The organism is Shewanella sp. Pdp11, from assembly GCF_002838165.1.
Taxonomy (GTDB): Bacteria; Pseudomonadota; Gammaproteobacteria; order Enterobacterales; family Shewanellaceae; genus Shewanella; species Shewanella hafniensis.
In genome coordinates this window covers 3,375,580-3,397,158 of sequence record NZ_CP015194.1, presented here as the reverse complement: position 1 = coordinate 3,397,158, position 21,579 = coordinate 3,375,580, and the positions used below count along the sequence as shown (strand labels likewise).

The 21,579-nt window shown below is 45.1% G+C and carries 13 protein-coding genes; 5 read left to right on the top strand and 8 right to left on the bottom strand.

Translation table 11 applies throughout. The features are described from left to right. Positions 1–87: 87 nt before the first annotated feature. Complete coding sequence (locus tag AYJ58_RS15000; protein WP_106650744.1) at positions 88–447, bottom strand: hypothetical protein; 360 nt, start codon at positions 445–447, stop codon at positions 88–90. A 210-nt stretch (positions 448–657) separates the two neighbouring features. Then, the gene (locus AYJ58_RS14995; protein WP_106650743.1) at positions 658–1,980 is read right to left on the bottom strand and encodes a dicarboxylate/amino acid:cation symporter; all 1,323 of its coding nucleotides are present in this window, start codon (positions 1,978–1,980) and stop codon (positions 658–660) included. A gap of 222 nt (positions 1,981–2,202) precedes the next feature. Here AYJ58_RS14995 and AYJ58_RS14990 point away from each other — a divergent pair, with 222 nt between their 5' ends. Beyond that, the gene (locus AYJ58_RS14990) at positions 2,203–5,688 is read left to right on the top strand and encodes an Ig-like domain-containing protein (protein ID WP_106650742.1); all 3,486 of its coding nucleotides are present in this window, start codon (positions 2,203–2,205) and stop codon (positions 5,686–5,688) included. A gap of 55 nt (positions 5,689–5,743) precedes the next feature. Here the strand turns inward: AYJ58_RS14990 and astB are convergent, their stop codons facing one another. Further along, a complete protein-coding gene (astB, locus tag AYJ58_RS14985) occupies positions 5,744–7,078 on the bottom strand; it encodes an N-succinylarginine dihydrolase (RefSeq protein ID WP_106650741.1) in 1,335 nt (444 codons plus the stop codon). Between the two features lie 330 nt (positions 7,079–7,408). Between astB and topA the strand changes: the two genes are divergently transcribed. Beyond that, complete coding sequence (topA, locus tag AYJ58_RS14980) at positions 7,409–10,051, top strand: type I DNA topoisomerase (RefSeq protein WP_106650740.1); 2,643 nt, start codon at positions 7,409–7,411, stop codon at positions 10,049–10,051. 222 nt (positions 10,052–10,273) lie between these two features. On the opposite strand, the gene zomB is transcribed toward topA, so the two are convergent. Next, complete coding sequence (gene zomB / locus AYJ58_RS14975; RefSeq protein ID WP_106650739.1) at positions 10,274–11,053, bottom strand: flagellar motor control protein ZomB; 780 nt, start codon at positions 11,051–11,053, stop codon at positions 10,274–10,276. Positions 11,054–11,281: 228 nt separating this feature from the next. Between zomB and cysB the strand changes: the two genes are divergently transcribed. Continuing rightward, complete coding sequence (gene cysB / locus AYJ58_RS14970) at positions 11,282–12,265, top strand: HTH-type transcriptional regulator CysB (RefSeq protein WP_106650738.1); 984 nt, start codon at positions 11,282–11,284, stop codon at positions 12,263–12,265. A 64-nt stretch (positions 12,266–12,329) separates the two neighbouring features. Here cysB and AYJ58_RS14965 read toward each other — a convergent pair whose 3' ends face one another. From AYJ58_RS14965 to ppsR, 4 genes are all read right to left on the bottom strand, one after another. Continuing rightward, positions 12,330–12,992, bottom strand: coding sequence for a response regulator transcription factor (locus tag AYJ58_RS14965; RefSeq protein ID WP_106650737.1), 663 nt, complete (start codon positions 12,990–12,992; stop codon positions 12,330–12,332). Positions 12,993–13,211: 219 nt separating this feature from the next. After that, positions 13,212–13,676 carry an acyl-CoA thioesterase gene (locus tag AYJ58_RS14960; protein WP_198555476.1) on the bottom strand — a complete coding sequence of 155 codons (465 nt, stop codon included), beginning with the start codon at positions 13,674–13,676 and terminating at the stop codon, positions 13,212–13,214. Positions 13,677–13,875: 199 nt separating this feature from the next. Next, on the bottom strand, positions 13,876–14,940 hold the full coding sequence (locus AYJ58_RS14955) for a 3-deoxy-7-phosphoheptulonate synthase (RefSeq protein ID WP_006086250.1): 1,065 nt from the start codon (positions 14,938–14,940) through the stop codon (positions 13,876–13,878). Between the two features lie 182 nt (positions 14,941–15,122). Then, a complete protein-coding gene (gene ppsR, locus AYJ58_RS14950) occupies positions 15,123–15,935 on the bottom strand; it encodes a posphoenolpyruvate synthetase regulatory kinase/phosphorylase PpsR (RefSeq protein ID WP_106650736.1) in 813 nt (270 codons plus the stop codon). 124 nt (positions 15,936–16,059) lie between these two features. Here ppsR and ppsA point away from each other — a divergent pair, with 124 nt between their 5' ends. Both ppsA and ydiJ read left to right on the top strand, forming a co-directional pair. Next, positions 16,060–18,429 carry a phosphoenolpyruvate synthase gene (gene ppsA / locus AYJ58_RS14945; protein ID WP_106650735.1) on the top strand — a complete coding sequence of 790 codons (2,370 nt, stop codon included), beginning with the start codon at positions 16,060–16,062 and terminating at the stop codon, positions 18,427–18,429. A 98-nt stretch (positions 18,430–18,527) separates the two neighbouring features. Beyond that, the gene (gene ydiJ / locus AYJ58_RS14940; RefSeq protein ID WP_106650734.1) at positions 18,528–21,569 is read left to right on the top strand and encodes a D-2-hydroxyglutarate dehydrogenase YdiJ; all 3,042 of its coding nucleotides are present in this window, start codon (positions 18,528–18,530) and stop codon (positions 21,567–21,569) included. Positions 21,570–21,579: the final 10 nt, after the last annotated feature.

The following is a 21,579-nucleotide window of genomic DNA, read 5'->3' as shown; positions in this document are numbered from 1 at the left end:
AACTTAACCTTTGCTGACCGAGCGGAACTTGTGGTCAAAATAAGAACTTATTTATTGTTGAATAAGAAAGTATTACCGCAAAAAGTATTAGCGTATCGGTGAATTCCCCCAAGGAGACTTTTGTCTTCTGATCCGCAAAATGCCGTTACCACAGATAATTGCACCTAAGGTAAATAGCATCACCGCCATCATAATAAAAGATAATCTCAACCAAGGCGCTTCTTGCGCTAAACGCATTTGTATCGCTTCAATCGTGGTGACACCCCAGACGGTAAAGACACTCACAAATAATAGAACTTGTAATAAACGCAGTAAGTAAACTGAATTAAAGCATAAAGCTAAGGGGGCTATTGCAAAGGGGGTAGCAAAGTTGATTTGTTCATAACGTACGAAGTGGGCACACAATAGCCAGCACGCTATCAGGATCCAAAGACTTCTCCACCACATTTGTTTAACTCCAATTAACGTATCAAAATAGTAAACATAATGTATCTAAAAACAAACTTCCGTACTATTGGCATGTTCACATTTTGCTAATTTTAGAAAAATGAATTGGCATCATTAATGTAAACAAACAGCGCAGGTTTAAGTGTGAACAAAAAATATAAATAAAAACGCCCAACACAGAGGCTGGGCGTGATGGGTATTTAACTAAGTCTAGTTAGATTTATCTGAATGATGAACTTGCTCATCAAAACTTCTAGCAGCCTTACCCGCTTGTGTGTTGTTAAACACTTGCTCGTTAAATTCACCTTCAGATTTCGCAATAATCAGTGTTGCGACACAGTCGCCCGTCACGTTAACTGCGGTACGTACCATGTCGAGTAGGCGATCAACACCGATAATCAATGCAATACCTTCAACCGGTAAGCCAACTTGATTCAAAACCATGGCCAGCATGATAAGTCCTACACCCGGAACGCCCGCTGTACCAATGGATGCCAATGTTGCTGTCACCACAACAGCGGCATAATCGGTGAGCGAGAGTTCAATGCCAAAAACCTGGGCGATAAATACAGTGGCCACACCTTGCATAATTGCAGTGCCATCCATGTTAATGGTCGCACCTAAGGGGAGCGTGAAGGCAGCAATCTTATTATCGACCCCTAATCTATGCTCAGAGGCTTCTATGGTAATAGGTAAAGTGGCATTTGAACTTGCTGTTGAGAAGGCAAACAATTGCACATCGCGCATTTTACGAATAAATATGAATGGATTGAGGCCTGAGAAGAGTTTTAGAAGTGTCGGATAAACAATAAACGCATGGACCAGTAATACACCGAGAACTACGAAGAAATATTTAACTACGCTACCAAAGGTCTCTAAACCGAGCGTTAATGCTAGTTTTGCCATCAGCGCAAACACACCATAAGGTGCCAATTGCATAATAAGTGTCACGACGCGCATGATGACTTCATTTAAATCTTCAAACAAAGCCGCAACTCGTTTACCTCGCTCACCAATATGGGCAATAGCAAAGCCAAAAATAACCGCAAAAATAATGATTTGCAGCATATTTCCTTCACTCAATGCCTGCATCGGATTGGTGGGGACTATATTGATAATCACGCTTGAAAGACTGGGCGCTTCTTTGGCAATGTATTCCATTTTTTCTGAAGCGAGTGAAGCGTTCCCAGGATGTATAAGGACGGCACTGACAATCGCAACTACGAGAGCAATTGCGGTGGTGAATAAATAGAAAGCAAGGGTTTTGCCCCCTAAACGGCCTAATTTTGAAGGCTCACTCAGTGAGCAAGTGCCACAAACTAATGAAATAAAGACTAAAGGAACAACTAACATCTTTAAGCTTGAGATGAAAATGGTGCCGATAACATGTAAAAAACCTTCGGTAATATAGTCTTTTACGATATCGCTTTCTGGAAAGGCATTGCGGAGTATGAGACCTAAGACAATACCTGTTCCCATACCGATCAGAATTTTACTTGTAAGGCCGAGTTTATTTTTTATCGAAATTGCCATAGGGAGTCCTGTGTGTTTTTTATACATTCTATTTTTTGGCGCTCACAAGACTAGCAAGAAAACGGCGAAGATGAAATGACAAATAGCGTTAAAGTATTTGTGTTATTTGTGAAATAAAATAAGGTTGTAGCGAGTAAAATTAGTGAAAATTGTGTAATGTTAGCCTATAAGTAATAAGCGTCTAGCTTAAGTATCATCATCAGAGTAACAGGGAGCCTGACAATGAAGTCAGCGTATAAGGTTTTTCTCGCAGGATTGTGTTCACTTTTTTTAATTGCATGTGGTGGAGGAGGCAGCATCTCCGATGATGGTGGTACAACGCCTGATCCCGTTACAATATCCGTTAAGTTATCGGTAAGTGATCCCCAAGTATCGTATGTAAAACCTGCGACACTTACGGCCAAAGTATCTGACTCAAAAGGTAATAATCTAAATACATTAGTATCATTTTCCTTAAACAATAATACTTATGGCTCTTTTAGTCCTTCAACCGGTCAAGTCGCAACAAATTCTGATGGTGTTGCAACGATACAACTTTTCACTGGGGCAATTAATACTGGTGCCACAGTTACAGCAAAGATTAGTACTGGTGAGTTTGCAGAATTGAATGTCACCATGGTTGGTGATGGGGTTGTATCAGGCGATAAGCCGACGGTAAGCCTTGCTGCTAACAATATAGATATAAATGCAGCTACTCCAGCCCAGTTAACTGCAACAGTAAAAGATCGAAGCGGTTTGCCGCTCGTCAACAAACTGGTGAGCTTTTCCTTAAACGATAATACCTTGGGTATTTTTGACCCTGCCACGGGTACGGCGCTAACCAATAGCAACGGTGTCGCGAAAATAACCTTAGCAACGGCGGATATCAAAGGCGCGGCCTTAGTGACTGCCTTAGTGCAAGGTGTGGATGCAGAGCCAGCTTCGCTCGGTGTGAATATGGCCGGTGACGGTAACACTGGAGATGGCTCCGGAATTATCGTGAGTTTATCGTCGAATTTAGGCACGGTAGCCAAAGCAACTCCGGCGATATTAACGGCAACGATTAAGAGTGTAGATGCGACCCCATTAGCGAACAAAATTGTGAGTTTCAGTCTAAACAACCCATTGATGGGAAGTTTTACACCAGACTCAGGTACTGCGTTAACGGATGTAAACGGTGTTGCCAAAATTCAATTAATAACTGCAAATATTGAAGGTGCAGTGAATGTTAAAGTAAATGTGTTTGGTTATGACAGTACTGCCGATGTATCGCTTTATATGCAAGGTGACGGTAATGCGGTAGGGCAAGTGCCACCACCGAAACTAACACTCAGTTCAACTACCACCAACATTAACGCAGCGACCCCAGCAACCGTGACGGCAACGTTACTGGCAGCTGATGGCAGTGCCTTAGCCAACAAGTTGGTGCAATTTAGTTTAAGTAATGCGGCGTTAGGATTATTTGACCCAGAAATTGGCTCTGTGCTGACTGACGCTAATGGTAAGGCAAGCATTAAGCTGAAGACCTTGAATATTCCAGGTGCGGGTTTTGTGTATGCTGACGTAGTAGGTGTGGATGTCGCACAAGCTTCATTGGGCGTAACCATGGCAGGCGATGGTGGAACTTCTAAAGTAACGTTAGAGTTAACAGATAAAAATGGTACTCCAACAGAAACGATCTCTACAGCTTCATCCGGGAAACTTAAAGCAACTGTTATCGGGTTAACTAAACCTGTCATTGTTACTTTCGCATCACCAATTGGTGATTTACCCGTGGTGACCGCAGTAACAAAACTCATTAATAATGAATGGGTTGCTGTTGTTGATATTTTTGCAACGGATAAGCTGGGTGCAGGTATGGCCACAGCATCACTTGTTGATGGTGATGTGGGTGAAGCCATTGTGGTTGTTGGTGCTACGAATCTTAATATGGGTAGTGGTGATCCGTTTGTTGTAGGCGTTGCGAGTGTCAGTGCCGCGCAAATATCAGCCGGTGGTACAGCTTCAGTCAGTGTCGCTATCCGAGATAATCTTGGAAATCTATATACTCAGCCTGTTGCTGTTACTTTTAAATCAACTTGCTCAAGTCAGACTCCAGCTAGAGCAGACTTAAGCTCACCAGTCACAACCATCAATGGCGTTGCAGAGTCACGTTACTTGGCAAAAGGTTGTGAAGGTGATGACACTATTAATGTGTCTGCCAATACGGGTGGTTTGACTCTTTCTGCAACTGCATCTATCAATGTGTTACCAGCTAGTGCGGGTAGTGTAGTGTTTGTTGATGCAACGCCAGAAAACATAGGTATAAAAGGTACAGGTGGTAGCGAGTCTTCAACATTACGCTTTAGAGTGTTAGATACTAATGGTAATCCTGTTGCTAATCGCGATGTCAGTTTTAAATTAAATAATCTGTCGGCAGGTTTGGGATTAATTCCAACCACTGCGAAGTCAAATAATGAGGGGTATGTGCAAACAGTGGTTAACTCTGGCACAGTTGCCGCTACAGTAAGAGTCACCGCGAGTATTGACGGTACCATCCCATTAATCTCTAGCCAATCCAATGTGCTTGTGGTTTCTACTGGTAAGCCTGACCAAGATAGTTTCTCTTTGTCGGCCTCTGTGCAAAACATCGAAGGTTGGGATCATGATGGAGCTCAAGTCACTATTACCGCCCGTTTAGCCGATGCCTTTAACAACCCTGTGCCAGATGGTACTGCTGTAGTGTTTACTGCTGAAGGTGGTGCAATTGACAGTTCTTGTCAAACTTCAAAAGGTGTGTGTTCAGTGGTTTGGACAAGTCAGAATCCTCGTCCTGTAGGCGTTGATGGTAATGGCCCTTTGCTTAATCCTAGTAGTCTTCAGACTGAAGATCCTAATGCAGCATTAAAGGAAGAAACTAATTTTGATGGTGGTAAATATTTCGGCAACCATTTTGGCCAGCCCTATGGGGGGCGAGTGACTATTACTGCAACCGCGATTGGTGAAGAGTCATTTGCGGACTTAAACAGTAATAACATTCTTGATACCGATGCTGAATTTAGTATATTCGTTGGTTTGCCGCCCAATTGTGGCCGCGATAATAGTGGTGAATGTTATGATCTTACCGAGGCATTTGTTGATCACAATGAGGATGGTTTATACACGCCTGCTTATCCAAAGAATGGTTCAACAGATGCATCAGGTGATCGAGAAACTTTCATCGATTTCATTGATCCGGTAAGCCCAACTGGACAAGGAGTCTTTAATTTAAATGATGACGAATACAGTGGTGTGTTATGTGATGACTCAACCGCTTCGTCAGTCAAATGTAGCCCGCAAGCATCAATCTCAGTACGTCGTTCGCTTGTGCTGGTGATGTCCAGTAGTGAGGCGTATGCGACACGGCTTGAAAATGTCGTTATTTCGGATAGTGATGCAGGTAATAATCAGATTGATATGGCACCTAAAGGCACCGCATCAGTGAAATTTACCATTGCTGATATCAATAACCAGCAAATGCCTGAAGGTACCGTGGTTGAGTTTAAGCCAACTGGAGCTTCTGTGACTAGTTCTACTAAGTTTACTTGGCCGAGCAGTAGTTATAACGGCGGGCGTGAGTTTGTGGTGAGCTTAAAAGCAGGCGAAGATCCTGATTCTGGGAATTTAGTTGTGACAGTGACAACACCCAATAAATTTAATATTGCGGCAACCACAACTGAAGTGCTTAATATACCCATAGTGGTTAAATAAAAACTAAACATAAATAAGGTGCCGTTGGCACCTTATTTTTTTACTTGAAATCATGTTATCGCTGGAACTGATACACGCTACCTAGTTTCATGATTTGCGTGAGCTCATCTAATGCTGTACGTGATTCGATGATTAGCTGAGGGTCAGCAAGATCTTGGGTGGTCAATCTGTCACGGTAATGTTTGTCTACCCAAAGATTTAAACGCGCAAATAAGGCATCATTCATTAATGTGTGTTGATTTACTGCCGCGACTTCCATCTCATTCATCGCAACACGTAAACGCAGGCAGGCGGGACCGCCGCCGTTTTGCATGCTTTGTTTTACGTCGAAGTAAAGCACTTGCTCAATGGGGGTGTTTAGTGTCAGTAGTTCATTCAAATAGGCAAATACTGCGGGATTTTCTTGGCAATCGGTTGGGGCAATAATGACCATTTCACCAGAAGGAAGCGTAATAATCTGGGTATTGAATAAATAGCTTTTGACTGCGTCGTTAATCGCCACTTTGGCGGTGGGCACTTCAATGAAATACAGTTCGGTATCGAGCTTACGTTTAATTTCATCAATTTTATGTTGGGTATTTAAGAAGGCTTGTTCATGGTAGAACAGCACATTCTGGTTACCGACTGCGATAACATCGTTATGGAATACACCTTGATCAATGACATCAGGATTCTGCTGGATGAAGACGCAATTATCCTCTTCCAGCTGATGTAAGCGTGCCACTGCCATCGATGCCTCTAAGGTTTGTCTTGCTGGATACTTTTGCGGTTTAGGGGCATTGGGATTGGTGGCTTCTTGCCCATAAACGAACAGCTCTACACCGGCATGGCCGTACTCGTTGCATAGCCTAGTGTGGTTCGCCGCACCTTCATCACCGAAGCTATTATGCTCAGGTAAGTGACTATGGTGATGAAAATAGTGGGGATCACTGAAAGTTGCTGTTAATATGCGCCCCGTTGTGAGGGGCTCGATGCTGCGATGCAGTTTATCGACTAAATTTGCTGGGGTGAAATGCAGTTTGCCGTCACGTGTATCTGCACTGGGTGAGACAGTTGCGGCATTGGCAGTCCACATACTGGATGCACTGCAGCAGGCATTAAGTAGCATAGGCGCTTCTTTCGCGGCCTGTTTTAATACATTGGCGTCAGAGCCGGAAAATCCAATTCGGCGCAATGTGTAGAGGTCTGGACGCTCCTGAGGGGCTAACATGCCTTGAACCATGCCCATATCGGCGAGTGCTTTGGCTTTTTGGAGTCCTTGTTTCGCAGCAGCTTTGGGGTTGGAAACTAAGGCGGCATTGCTGAGCGAGGCGACATTGCCAAAAGACAACCCTGCGTAATTGTGTGTTGGTCCAACGAGTCCATCAAAATTCGCTTCAAAGTGCTTCATTGCTTATCCTTGTGATAGGGAAAGTTATTATTTGTTCATATGGTCCCTGAGGGAACCCAGTATACTGAAGCTTTTCGAGTGCACAAGCGGACGGTTTTGTGCTCAAAGCGACTTTTTCACGATAAATGCATAACTATTTCTTGCTTGCTGGCAAATAATGAAATATTAGTTTTTAATTACGCATATTATATTTTTACATTTTTTCAACTTTGATTAAAAAGTGACTCGCTGGTACATATAAAAGAGGGATTAACTTGAAACTATCAGTACAACCCTCTATATATGGTGCCAATTTCCATCTTCTTGAGATTTTTTGGCGCAAATTAAACTATGGGTAAATCGCTAGTTATTGTCGAATCACCGGCCAAAGCTAAGACTATTAATAAATATCTTGGCAAAGAATTCATCGTTAAATCGAGCGTAGGTCACATCCGTGATCTGCCGACATCATCGACTTCAGAAGGCAATGAAAAGGTTAAATCCGCTGCCGAAGTTAAGAAAATGTCGCCAGAAGAAAAAGCTCAATATAAAAAGGTGAAAGATCAGCAAGCGCTGGTGTCTCGCATGGGCGTAAACCCTGAAAAGGGCTGGGCGGCTAAGTATCAAATTTTGCCGGGTAAAGAAAAGGTCGTTAAAGAGTTACAGGCACTTGCCGATTCTGCCGACCAAATCTATCTCGCAACCGACTTAGACCGTGAGGGAGAAGCTATCGCCTGGCATTTGCAAGAGGTGATTGGTGGTGATCCTTCACGGTATCAACGTGTGGTTTTCAACGAAATTACTAAGTCTGCGATTCAAGACGCTTTTAGCAAGCCGTCGACACTCGACACTAACATGGTTAATGCCCAGCAAGCTCGTCGCTTCTTAGACAGAGTTGTCGGTTTTATGGTGTCGCCACTGCTGTGGAAAAAAGTCGCTCGCGGTTTGTCCGCAGGTAGAGTGCAGTCGGTTGCCGTTCGCTTAGTGGTTGAACGTGAAAGCGAAATTAAAGCTTTTGTGCCTGAAGAGTTTTGGGATGTACATGCAGAGCTCAATACGCCAGCCCAAGAAGCTTTGCGGATGGAAGTGGTAAAGCATCTAGATGCTGCCTTTAATCCCATCAATGAACAGCAAGCGATGGCCGCGGTTCAAGCGTTATCGGCGGCAAGTTATACCGTGCTGGCCCGCGAAGACAAAGCGACCCAAAGCAAACCATCTGCGCCCTTTATTACGTCGACATTGCAACAGGCCGCGAGTACGCGCTTAGGTTTCGGTGTCAAGAAGACCATGATGATGGCTCAGCGACTTTATGAAGCTGGTCATATCACTTATATGCGTACCGACTCGACCAATTTGAGTCAAGAAGCCGTTGAAAGCTTGCGCAATATGATTGCCAAAGAATTTGGTGATAAATATCTACCCGCTGAACCGATTCGCTACGGTTCTAAGGAAGGCGCACAAGAGGCTCACGAAGCGATTCGTCCATCGAACGTTCAGGTACAAGCTGCGACCTTATCGGACATGGAGCGTGATGCTCAGCGCCTATATGAGCTGATTTGGCGCCAGTTTGTCTCGTGTCAGATGACGCCAGCACAATATGATGCCACTAAGTTGACAGTCAAAGCGGGTGACTATGAGCTCAAGGCAACGGGACGTACTTTACGTTTTGATGGTTGGACTCGGGTGCAAACAGCACTCAAGAAGAAAAACGAAGAAGACAATACGTTGCCATTTGTGGCACAAGGCGATGTATTAGCATTGAAAGAGTTGCAGCCTAAGCAACACTTTACTAAGCCGCCAGCGCGATACAGCGAAGCCTCTTTAGTTAAAGAACTAGAGAAACGTGGTATTGGCCGTCCATCGACCTACGCAACCATCATTTCAACGATTCAAGATCGAGGTTATGTAAAAGTTGAGAATCGTCGTTTCTATGCCGAAAAAATGGGTGAAATTGTCAGCGAGCGATTAGTCAGCAGTTTTGCTGATTTGATGAGCTATGACTTTACCGCCAGCATGGAGCAAACATTGGATGATGTGGCTCGCGGCGAGTTAGACTGGAAAAAAGTGCTCGATGGTTTCTATGCTGACTTTACTAAGCAATTAGAAAAAGCGGAGCTCGATCCCGAAGAAGGTGGTATGCGTCTGAACCAAATGGTGATGACGGATATCAAGTGCCCAACCTGCGGCCGTCCTATGGGGATACGCACGGGAACAACTGGGGTTTTCCTGGGTTGTTCTGGTTATGAATTACCGCCTAAAGAGCGTTGTAAGACAACGATGAACCTCACACCTGGCGTTGAGGCGATCAGTGAAAACAGTGAAGATGCCGAGACTGATGCGCTGCGTGCTAAGCATCGATGTGGTATTTGCGGTACCGCAATGGACAGTTACCTTATCGATGAGAAGCGTAAGCTACATGTCTGTGGTAATAACCCGATTTGTGAAGGTTATGAGGTCGAAGAAGGCCAGTTCAAGATCAAAGGCTATGAAGGTCCGCTAATAGAGTGTGATCGTTGTGGCAACGACATGGAACTGAAAAACGGCCGTTTTGGTAAGTATTTTGGTTGTACCAATAGCGAATGTAAAAATACCCGTAAATTACTCAAAAACGGCGAGGCTGCGCCACCAAAAGAAGATCCTATCTATTTGCCTGATCTGAAATGCAGCAAATCGGATGCCCATTTCGTATTACGTGATGGTGCAGCAGGGATCTTCTTAGCGGCCAGTACTTTCCCTAAATCACGGGAAACCCGTGCACCTCTGGTTGAAGAGCTGGTTCAATACCGCGAGCTGCTGTGGCCTAAGTATCAATATTTAGCCGATGCGCCCGTCACTGATGACGAAGGTAATAAAGCTGCGGTGAAGTTTAGCCGTAAGACGAAAGAGCAATACGTTGCGACTGAAGTCGACGGTAAAGCTACTGGTTGGTCAGCCCATTACGTTAATGGCAAGTGGGTGAGTGAGACTACCAAGAAAGCCAAGAAAAGCGCATAGCGGCGGATTGAGTTAGCTTAACGCCAAGATAATAAAAAAGCCAAGTCAATGATGACTTGGCTTTTTTGTTTCGATTTCTTTAGAGACTGATTTGTTGCTGTAGACGATGAGGCAAAAATGTTGTTCGCTTGATTCTTACTCACTCACCACGCCCGATAACGCTGAAGAACGAGTGGAAAGCGTGTCGCTAATTCAACTTAAAAGTAAGCAAATAGAAACTGATCACCATTTCTTTTTCGGTTGAAACAGCATGTCGATATCATCTTCTTCATTTTTAGGTCTTGGTGCACTGGGTTCAGATTGTTTCTGCGCGCCCATAATCTCATCAAGCAATTGTTTAGCCTCATCCACTTTACGACCAATGAAAGGGTCATTCGGTGTTTGTGCCTTAATGGCGTGTAATGTCGATAGGGCTTTAGTCACCATTTGTTTTGATGAACCGTATTGTTTCATAAAACTGGCTGCTCTGGCTCGGGAAAGCATGGAATCAACATTGATCCTCAGCTGTAAACTGTCGATACGATTTTCTTCCTGAGCAAAAATGCTCGGGTCGACTTTACCTTTATTATGCTCGGCTCTGAGTATTGCCTTGAGCTTTTTCAAGGTTTGAACTAGCGCTAAAATTTGTTTGTCGTTATCGGGTAGTCTGAAATTCTCAATCGGTGGTGATTGAGGTTGACCAGACTGTAGGGTTGTTATTTGATTATTAATATCGGCTAGGCGGCGCTGATAATCAGACTGTTGCTGGGTATTACTAATTGCTGTCGCAGCCTGTAAGGCATCTTGCACACGGCGGTACAAAACCAACACAATATTCGTGCTACAAGGCATCATCCCAGTGTTAGATAACACAGCTTCGGTTTCATCGATAATTGCTCTTTGACGGGCAAATTCAATGCGCCGCTCAGCCTCTACGCGTTCTTTTTGTTGTTGTAATACGTTAATTCCGATAACAAGCAGTAAAAGCGCACCGATGAGGATCAGAACCAAGGTGAATGACATAGATGTTCCATTATTTATCCAATTGAGCTAATGCTACAATAAATCAATAAACTAGCATAGTTATCTTAGCCTAGGTTATCATTTCTGTCGTATGAATCTGCAGACTTGTGCTCTATATTCCTATTTGCTTTAAATTTTACTATATACTATAACGATTGATTATAGCTGAGAGTGCTTTGAGGGCTCAGTTGTTAATGGCATTTTGCGTGTTTGGGACAAGGAAATAAGATGAAACTGCAACAACTCAGGTATATTGCTGAGGTCGTAAAACATAACCTCAATGTGTCGGCAACCGCTGAAAACTTGTATACCTCTCAACCAGGGATCAGCAAACAAGTTCGCATGCTTGAAGATGAGTTGGGTATCCAAATATTTGGTCGTAGCGGTAAGCACTTAACCCATGTTACACCCGCAGGTTTGCAAGTGATCAGCATTGCCAATGATATTTTAGGTAAAGTTGAGAGCATTAAGAAAGTTTCTGAGGAATATACTAAGCCCGATCAAGGCGAGTTGAATATTTCCACGACAGACACTCAGGCGCGCTATGCATTGCCGACGATCATTCGCCAGTTTATAGATCGTTACCCTAAAGTGAATTTACACATGCACCAAGGGACGCCAGCACAGATCAGCGAGCAGGCCGCGCGCGGTGATGCGGATTTCGCCATTGCGACCGAAGCAATGCATTTGTATTCCGACTTGATTATGCTGCCATGTTATCACTGGAATCGCTCCATCGTGGTGCCTAAAGATCATCCCCTTGCGACTCGTAGCTTAAATAATCCGATTAGCATCGAAGAGTTAGCGCGCTTCCCCTTAGTGACCTATGTGTTCGGTTTTGACCGAGCCTCTGAAATTGAGAAAGCCTTTAATCGTGCCAATTTAGAGCCGCGTGTCGTTTTTAGTGCGACCAGCGCCGATGTGCTGAAGACCTATGTCCGTTTGGGATTAGGTGTGGGCGTTATCGCCTCAATGGCGATTGACCCTAATATTGATAAAGATCTAGTGGCGATTGATGCTGGCCATTTGTTTGCTCACAGTACGACTAAAATTGGCTTCAGGAAGGGCAGCTTCTTGCGTAGTTATATGTATGATTTTATTCAGCACTTTGCGCCGCATTTAACCCGTGACGTAGTGGAGAAAGCCGTCGCCTTACGGGACCAGCAGCTTATCGATGAAATGTTTGCTGATAAAAATTTGCCAATGCGTTAATTGGTGATGATTTGCCGACATAAAAATGCCGCTAATATAAGCGGCATTTTTGTGGGATGAGCGATTAAGATAAATCGACTTTATCCATTTCAAGTTGAGCAAGTGCTATAACAGCTTGGGTACGGTTGCGAACGCCCAGTTTTCTAAAAATGGCAGTCGCGTGCGCCTTAATGGTCGCTTCTGAAACGCCAAGATCGTAGGCAATTTGCTTATTTAACAAACCTTCGGCAAACATCTGCAGCACTTTATATTGCTGCGGCGTGAGATCGGATAATTTACTGGCCATTTTATCAACGGCATCGTCATCGATATCAATAATCTCAGTGCCTTTAGGTAACCAAATATCCCCGAATAACACTGCACTTAGCGCCTCTTTGAGGGTTTCCATCGAGGCCGATTTGGGGATAAAACCACTGCTGCCATAATGAATTGCACGGCTAATGGTATTGATATCCTCGTGGGCTGATATCACTACAACGGGTAGTTCGGGATAATGTGAGCGAAGATGGATAAGGGTGGAGTAGCCGTGTGAACCTGGCATCTGCAGATCCAACAGTACAAGATCGTAGTCGACGCTACGGACATCCAATACAGATTGCAGTGCATCAGCACTGTCGGCTTCAAACCATTGTGCATGTTCAAACGCTGTGGTCAGCGCTTGACGTAGTGCATTTCTGAACAATGGGTGATCGTCTGCGATAATAATATTTAAGTTTTCTAGCTTCATGGCTTTTATGATTATGTTCGGTGCGCGTGAAGATTGAACTCAATGTAACAGAAAAGTAATCAAGGATCCTATTGCTTTATTCATGAATCAGGACAAAATTTTGATATGTTTCTGGTTGTTAGACTTTGGTCGGTGTTATAAAAAACATATTTAAATTGCAACGTCGCGATGAAAAGCCCGAGATGACGGGCGGTTCAGTGTCTTTCAATCGTCTACAAACTACTCGTATGTCCACACTTGGGTGGGATTATGTTGTTCGTCAACTGCAACAAAGGTAAACACACCACGTATGGCATGTTCTCGATGGTCTTGATACATGTCTTCGACATAGATATTCACTTCAACTTTCAATGAGGTGTTACCGACATGGATCACCCGCGCGATCAGTTCGGCTAATGTGCCTGCGGGGATCGGTTTTTTAAAATCGATTCTATCGGAACTCACAGTTACTAAGGTTTTACGGCAAAAACGAGTCGCAGCGATAAAGGCTGTTTCATCCATCCACGCTAAAGCTTCACCACCAAATAAGGTATTGTGATGATTGGTGATGGATGGAAATACCGCCTTGATAACCCGTGCTTCTGAGGAATCGATTCGCGTTTGAATCGCTTCTGGGAATTGTGCTTCAGGGGTTTCAGTTCGGGAGGTATTTTCGGTGTTTGGAGAAATGGGCGTAAGCGACATACAGCAACCTAAGGTAATGCAGCAAAATAAGGCAGAATTATAGAGATTTTTAATTCTTAAAGATAGAAATGCACTGGCTTTAACGCTCATTAAGAATGTGGCTGAAGATTCTTAAACCGCTCTTAATAAAAAACCGATCTAAGATCGGTTTTTTTATTGGAAAATGTATATCGCTTCGGACATTTTTCGAGCGTCAGGCTTATTTCGCTAACAGTGCTTTTCGCTCGCGGGAAGCGGCTGCCAGTTTACGCAGCAGGACTTCTGAGTCATCCCAATGTAAGCAGGCATCGGTAATGCTTTGGCCATAACAGAGTGGTTGGTCTGCAACGACTTTCTGGTTGCCTTCCTGTAAGAAGCTTTCAGCCATAATACCGGCGATGGCAGTGCTGCCTGCCCGCATTTGCGCCATGATTTCATCGGCGACGTTAAGCTGCTTAAGGTGATTCTTCTCACTGTTACCGTGGCTGAAATCAACCACCATACGTTGAGTGACCCCAACAGAGGCAAGTTGTTGGCGTGCTTTTTCGATATCTTCGGCGTGGTAATTAGGCGTTTTGCCGCCGCGCAGAATGATATGACCAAACGGATTACCGTGGGTGCGATAAACAGCCATCGCGCCATCTTTATCCGGTGAATAGAAAATATGCGGAACTTGTGCGGCGCGCACTGCATCGACGGCGATGTTGATATTGCCATCGGTACCGTTTTTAAAACCAACAGGGCAAGACAGTGCCGAAGCCATTTCACGGTGAACTTGGCTTTCAGTGGTGCGCGCGCCAATTGCGCCCCAAGTGATGAGATCGGCGATGTACTGGCCGTTCACCATATCTAAAAATTCCGTGGCAATAGGTAATTTTAATTCAGTGATTTGTTGCAGTAGCTCGCGAGCAATGCGTAAGCCTTTGTTTGGCTCGAAACTGCCATCAAGATCGGGATCAGAAATTAATCCTTTCCAGCCGACAATCGTGCGAGGTTTCTCAAAATAGACCCGCATTAAGATGCACAAATCATCTTTCAATTCTTGATGTAATGCGGCTAAGCGCTGCGCATAATCTAATGCCGCTTTGGTATCGTGGATTGAGCAGGGGCCTATGATCACCAAAAGACGCTGGTCTTCACCCATAATAATGGCTTCGACTTCACGACGTTGCTGAACCAGATAATCGGCCGCATCTTGAGTTAATGGGAACTCAGATGCCAGTTGCGCAGGTGAGATGACTTTTGCTAATAAGGAAGTGCGTAGTTCGTCTGTTTTTATGGTCATTCAAAATACCGAGCTTGCGTGCGGCGCTTTTCGCCAGATTGCCTCGGATTATAACGAATCGAACCGAGTTGCACAGCGCCAATTGTGTTAATTGTCGGCAACTGTGCAATGAATTTGATTTAAGTTAGATTCATTTAAGCTAAATTCACTCGGTTTTTCTGGCTGCGTTTCACTCTGCAAGCTTAGAACATGTGCCGTTCTAGGCCTGTGACATCTAATATTTTAGTGGCTATTTCTTCCACGGAATGATTCGTCGTATCTATATAAGGAATGCGTTCACGTTTAAACAGCATTTCCACTTCTTTGACTTCTAAGCGGCACTGCTTGAGTGACGAGTAGCGGCTATTCTCCATTCGACTCTGACGGATTTCATGTAAACGCACGGGGTCAATCGTTAAACCAAACAGCTTTTTCTTATTGCGTTTCAACGCTTCAGGTAACTTGAGGTTATCCATATCATCTTCGGTGAAAGGGTAGTTTGCTGCTTTGATTCCAAACTGCATCGATAAATACAGGCTAGAGGGCGTTTTGCCACAGCGTGAGACCCCAAGTAGAACTAGATCGGCTTGATCCATGTGTTTCATGGTCTGGCCGTCATCATTATCCATGGCGAAATTAATGGCATCAATTCGCGCTTCATAGCCGTGATTGGCTTTTCCATGGGTGCGATGTAGCACCGGAGAAGCTGAAACCCCTAAATGTTGTTCGAGTGGGGCCACGAAAGTATTCAAAAAATCATAATCTAAGCCTTCACTCGAATAAATAATGTCGCGAATTTCTGGTTTGACGATGGAATGGAACACTAACGGCCGCTCACCTGTTGTAATAAAACAATCATTAATTTGTCGCTTAACTTGCTCCGCTTTCGTGAGAGTTTCAACGAATGGAATTGTAAGTGACTCAAATTCTAATGGAAATTGCGAGAGAACCGCATGACCAAAAACTTCAGCTGTGATCGCTGTCCCGTCGGAGATATAGAATACTTTTGGTGCCATACTGACCTCTTGTAGTAATAAAATTACAAATAAAATTATAGATTTACGCGTGTTCGGCAGGAGTGTAAAATGCCGCTGCCCTCGTGTGAAGGGGCCACTGAAATAAACTTGCGGAGATAGAACTGTGCAGCAATACGTACTCTGGTATCAAGAATTAGGCATGGGTGACGTCAACTTGGTTGGCGGTAAAAATGCTTCTCTAGGCGAGATGATCAGCAATCTGGCCAATGCCGGTGTTCAAGTACCTGGCGGATTTGCGACAACTTCCCATGCGTTCAACGAGTTCCTTGAACAAAGCGGAGTTAACCAGAAGATTTATGACATTCTAGCCACACTGGATGTAGATGATGTCAATGCGCTGGCTAAAGTAGGTGCACAGATCAGGCAGTGGGTTATCGACACCCCATTTCAACCAGCATTAGAGCAAGCGATTCGTGAAGCTTACGATAAACTTGCCGCTGAAACTAGCGAAGCGTCATTCGCGGTACGTTCTTCTGCAACAGCAGAAGATATGCCAGATGCCTCTTTTGCGGGTCAGCAAGAAACTTTCTTAAACGTTAAAGGATTTGAATCTGTACTCGTGGCGATCAAGCACGTATACGCTTCACTCTTTAACGATCGTGCTATTTCCTACCGTGTCCACCAAGGTTATGAGCACCACGGTGTAGCCTTGTCTGCTGGCGTGCAACGCATGGTTCGTTCAGATAAAGCGGCTTCAGGTGTGATGTTCACTATGGACACTGAATCTGGCAATAACGATGTGGTGTTTATTACTTCATCTTTTGGTCTGGGTGAAATGGTTGTTCAAGGCGCGGTAAATCCTGATGAATTTTATGTTCACAAACCGATTTTAGCCTTAGGTCATAAGGCTGTTGTGCGCCGTAATATCGGTAGCAAGCTCATCCAAATGGTGTATTCAGATGATGCTGCTCACGGCAAACAAGTGAAAATTGAAGACGTGAGTGCTGACAAGCGTCGCCAATTCTCAATCAATGACGCTGAAGTCGAAGAATTAGCTAAGCAAGCTATGGTTATCGAAGAACATTACGGTCGTCCAATGGATATCGAATGGGCGAAAGACGGTAACGACGGCAAGCTGTATATCGTTCAAGCACGTCCAGAAACGGTTCGTAGCCGTGAAGATGTGCAATTAATTGAGCGTTATCACTTAAAGAGCCGTGGCGCTGTGATCTGTGAAGGTCGCGCTATCGGTCATAAAGTGGGTACTGGTGTAGCCAAAGTATTAACCTCAATCGCCGATATGGATCAAATCCAGCCTGGTGATGTGTTAGTGACAGATATGACAGATCCTGATTGGGAACCTATCATGAAGCGCGCAAGTGCTATCGTCACAAACCGTGGCGGCCGTACCTGTCATGCGGCGATTATCGCCCGCGAATTGGGTGTGCCAGCTGTCGTAGGTTGTGGTGACGTGACTGACCGTATCAAGAATGGTCAAATCGTGACTGTGTCTTGCGCCGAAGGTGACACTGGCTTTATCTACGAAGGTAAACAAGAGTTTGAAGTGATTTCAAACCGTGTTGATTCTCTGCCTACATTGCCAATGAAAATCATGATGAACGTGGGTAACCCTGATCGTGCATTTGATTTTGCCCGTTTGCCAAACGAAGGCGTGGGTCTAGCGCGTTTGGAATTCATCATCAACCGTATGATCGGTATTCATCCAAAGGCACTGCTTGAGTTCAATCAACAGGATGCAGCGCTGCAAACTGAAATCAACGAGATGATCGCAGGTTATGAATCTCCAGTTGAGTTCTATATTGCCCGTCTGGTTGAAGGTATTGCGACCATAGGTTCAGCTTTCTATCCGAAGAAAGTGATCGTCCGTATGTCAGACTTTAAGTCTAACGAATACGCAAACTTGGTTGGCGGTGACAGATACGAGCCAGAAGAAGAGAACCCAATGCTGGGCTTCCGCGGTGCAAGCCGTTATATCTCTGAATCCTTCCGTGACTGTTTTGCGCTTGAGTGTGAAGCGATCAAACGCGTTCGTAATGACATGGGGCTGAAAAACGTTGAAGTCATGATCCCATTCGTTCGCACAGTGAAAGAAGCTGAGCAAGTGGTCGGCCTGCTCAAAGAGCAAGGTTTAGAGCGCGGCAAAGACGGTTTACGTGTCATCATGATGTGTGAAGTGCCTTCAAACGCCCTGTTAGCAGACCAATTCCTTGAGCATTTCGATGGCTTCTCTATCGGCTCAAACGATTTAACTCAGCTGACACTCGGCCTTGACCGTGACTCAGGTATTATCAGCCACTTATTTGATGAGCGTGATGAAGCCGTTAAAATGCTACTTTCATTAGCCATTAAAGCGGCTAAAGCGAAGGGCGCTTACATAGGTATCTGTGGTCAAGGACCTTCAGATCACGCTGATTTTGCCGCTTGGTTGGTAGAACAAGGCATAGATACAGTGTCATTAAACCCTGATACTGTGATTGATACTTGGTTGTATTTAGCCGAAGCGCACGCTTGATCTAGATAGTCATTTCATAAACTTGTTAAAAAAGCCGCTTTTTAGCGGCTTTTTTTTGTTTATAATGGCGCCATAACGATAATTGACAGAAGCCATCTATGTTACCCCTGCTATCACATCAACAAACATTAGAACCAGTATATGTGGCATTCCTTGAGGCACTGGAGCAAAGTGAGTATTCCGGTGATATAGACAAACGTTACAGCGCACGTTTAGTGCAAGCCACCGACAACTCGGTATATCAGTTTTTACCTCAAGCCGTGTTATATCCTAAAAATCAGCAGGATATCCAAATTGCATTGACGCTGGCCGCCAGCGACGCATTTCGCAGCGTGACCTTTAGTGCGCGGGGCGGTGGTACGGGCACCAACGGACAATCTCTCACCCATGGTTTGATTTTAGATGTGTCGCGTTACATGAACCGCGTGCTCGAAGTGAATGCTGAGCAAGGTTGGGTGCGAGTTGAAGCTGGTGTCGTTAAAGATGCGCTCAACGATGTATTGCGCCCCCATGGATTCTTTTTTAGTCCCGATTTATCCACCTCAAACCGCGCCACGATTGGCGGCATGATTAATACCGATGCCTCGGGTGCGGGCTCACTGGTCTATGGTAAGACGTCAGATCACGTGCTGGCGCTGCGCAGTGTGTTGATTGATGGCAGTGTGCTGGATACGCATCCTCTAGATGCGGGACGACTGTGTAACCCCGATAATGTCAGTGATAATCCGCTGGGACAGAAACTGATTTCTGCTGTGGCGGCGGTATGCCGTGAAAAACGAACTCAGATTGAAAAGCAGTTTCCTAAGCTCAATCGTTTCCTCACTGGCTATGACTTAAAACACGTGTGGAACGACAGCCTGACACAATTTGATTTATCACGAATTCTGACGGGCTCAGAGGGCACGCTTGCGGTGATAACCGAAGCCAAACTTAATCTCACCCCGCTGCCGACCGAGCGCGCTATGGTGAACATTAAGTACGATTCGTTCCAATCGGCATTGCGTCATGCGCCATCTTTAGTCGCCGCGCGGGCGACTGTGGTCGAAACTGTCGATTCAAAAGTGCTGAATTTAGCCCGTGAAGATATTGTCTGGCACTCGGTATCGGATCTGATCCAAGAAGTGCCTGGTAAAGTTATTGATGGCCTCAATATGGTCGAATTTGCCGGTGACACGGTCGAAGTTGAGCAAAAGCTCGCGAGTTTGGAAACTGTGTTGATTGAGCAGATCAGCAAAGGCGAGTGCGGCGTATTGGGTTACCAAGTGACACAAGACAAGCCAAGCATCGAAAAAATCTACGGCATGCGCAAAAAAGCCGTTGGCTTACTCGGCGCCACTAAAGGACGTCGTAAACCTATCGCCTTTGCGGAAGATACTGCGGTGCCGCCCGAAAAACTCGCCGATTATATTATGGAGTTTCGCGCAGTACTCGATGGCCATAATCTGCAATATGGTATGTTCGGTCATGTGGATGCGGGCGTGTTGCATGTACGGCCTGCGCTTGATATGTGCGATGTTGAAGATGAAAAACTATTGCGGGTCATTTCCGATCAAGTGGCTGCACTGACGCTTAAATACGGCGGCCTAATGTGGGGTGAACACGGTAAAGGCGTGCGCGGTGAATACGGTCCTGCTGTCTTTGGTGATGAACTATACGGCGTTCTACAAGATATCAAAGGCTTGTTCGACCCCGACAACCGATTAAACCCTGGCAAGCTGGTGGCGCCTAAACAGACTGGCGCCCTCTATTACGATGTTGACAGTGTTAAGCGCGGTAAATTTGACCGACAAATTCCCATCGAAGTACGTGATGCGTTCCCCGATGTGATGAATTGTAACGGCAACGGCTTGTGTTTTAATTACAGTAGCTATTCGCCCATGTGCCCATCGTTTAAGGTGACAGGCGATAGAGTACAGTCGCCTAAGGGACGTGCAGGACTCATGAGAGAGTGGCTAAGGCTACTTGAGGCTGAAGGGGTTGATGTTAATGCCCTCGCAAAAGCGAAACCTTTTGGTATATTGCAGCGCATTCAAAATACCATCAATGCCAAACGTGATTATGATTACTCCCACGAGGTGATGGAATCGCTTAAGGGCTGTTTGGCCTGCAAAGCCTGCTCTGGTCAATGTCCGGTCAAAGTGGATGTGCCTAAGTTTAGGGCGCAGTTCTTTAATATCTACTATCAACGTTATTTAAGACCGGCTAAGGACTATCTTGTTGCAGGTATCGAAGATAGTTTGCCATTAATGGCCGCGGCACCGCGTCTCACTAACTTTGCCGCGCAAAATCCATTGAGCCAATGGGTGATTAAAAAGGCGATTGGTTATGTGGATGCGCCTGCGTTATCTGTGCCGACCTTGAAGCAAAGACTCGATGGTCATGCAAGCCGCGGTTATGACTTAGCGGCACTACAGGCAATTCCAGAAGAGGCGCGCTCACAGTTTGTGTTGGTGGTGCAAGATCCCTTTAACAGTTTCTATGACTCTGGCCTTGTGCTGCGCTTTATCCAGTTGATTGAAAAGCTTGGGTTAAAACCCGTGTTGTTACCCTATAAACCCAATGGTAAGCCAACGCATATCAAGGGATTTTTAGATAAGTTCGCAAAAACGGCGCAGTCGAGTGCGGACTTTTTGAACCAAGTCCATAAACTGGGCATGCCGATGGTCGGCATCGATCCTGCCTTAGTCTTGTGTTATCGCGACGAATACCGCGAAGTCTTAGGGGCTAATCGCGGTACTTTTGAGGTCAAGTTAGCTAACGAATGGCTACTGAATGTTATCAAGGATTTACCCGCGAAAGCGCCGCAAGATAAGCAATATACCTGGTTTAGTCATTGCACTGAATCGACGGCCAAGCCAAATACTGCCAACGAGTGGACTAAAATCTTTGCCCATTTTGGTGCTAAGTTAACCGCAGTCAATTTAGGTTGTTGTGGTATGGCCGGAACCTACGGCCATGAGGCGGAAAACCTAGAGCGCTCTAAAGCCTTGTTTGAGATGTCTTGGCAGCAAACGCTAGCAAAAATTGAACAGCCGCAAGTGCTAGTGTCTGGCTATTCTTGCCGTAGCCAGGTAAAACGTTTTGCCGGTTACAAGCCAAAACATCCACTGGAAGCCTTGCTTGAGTTAGCAAATATCTAGTGGTGTTTAT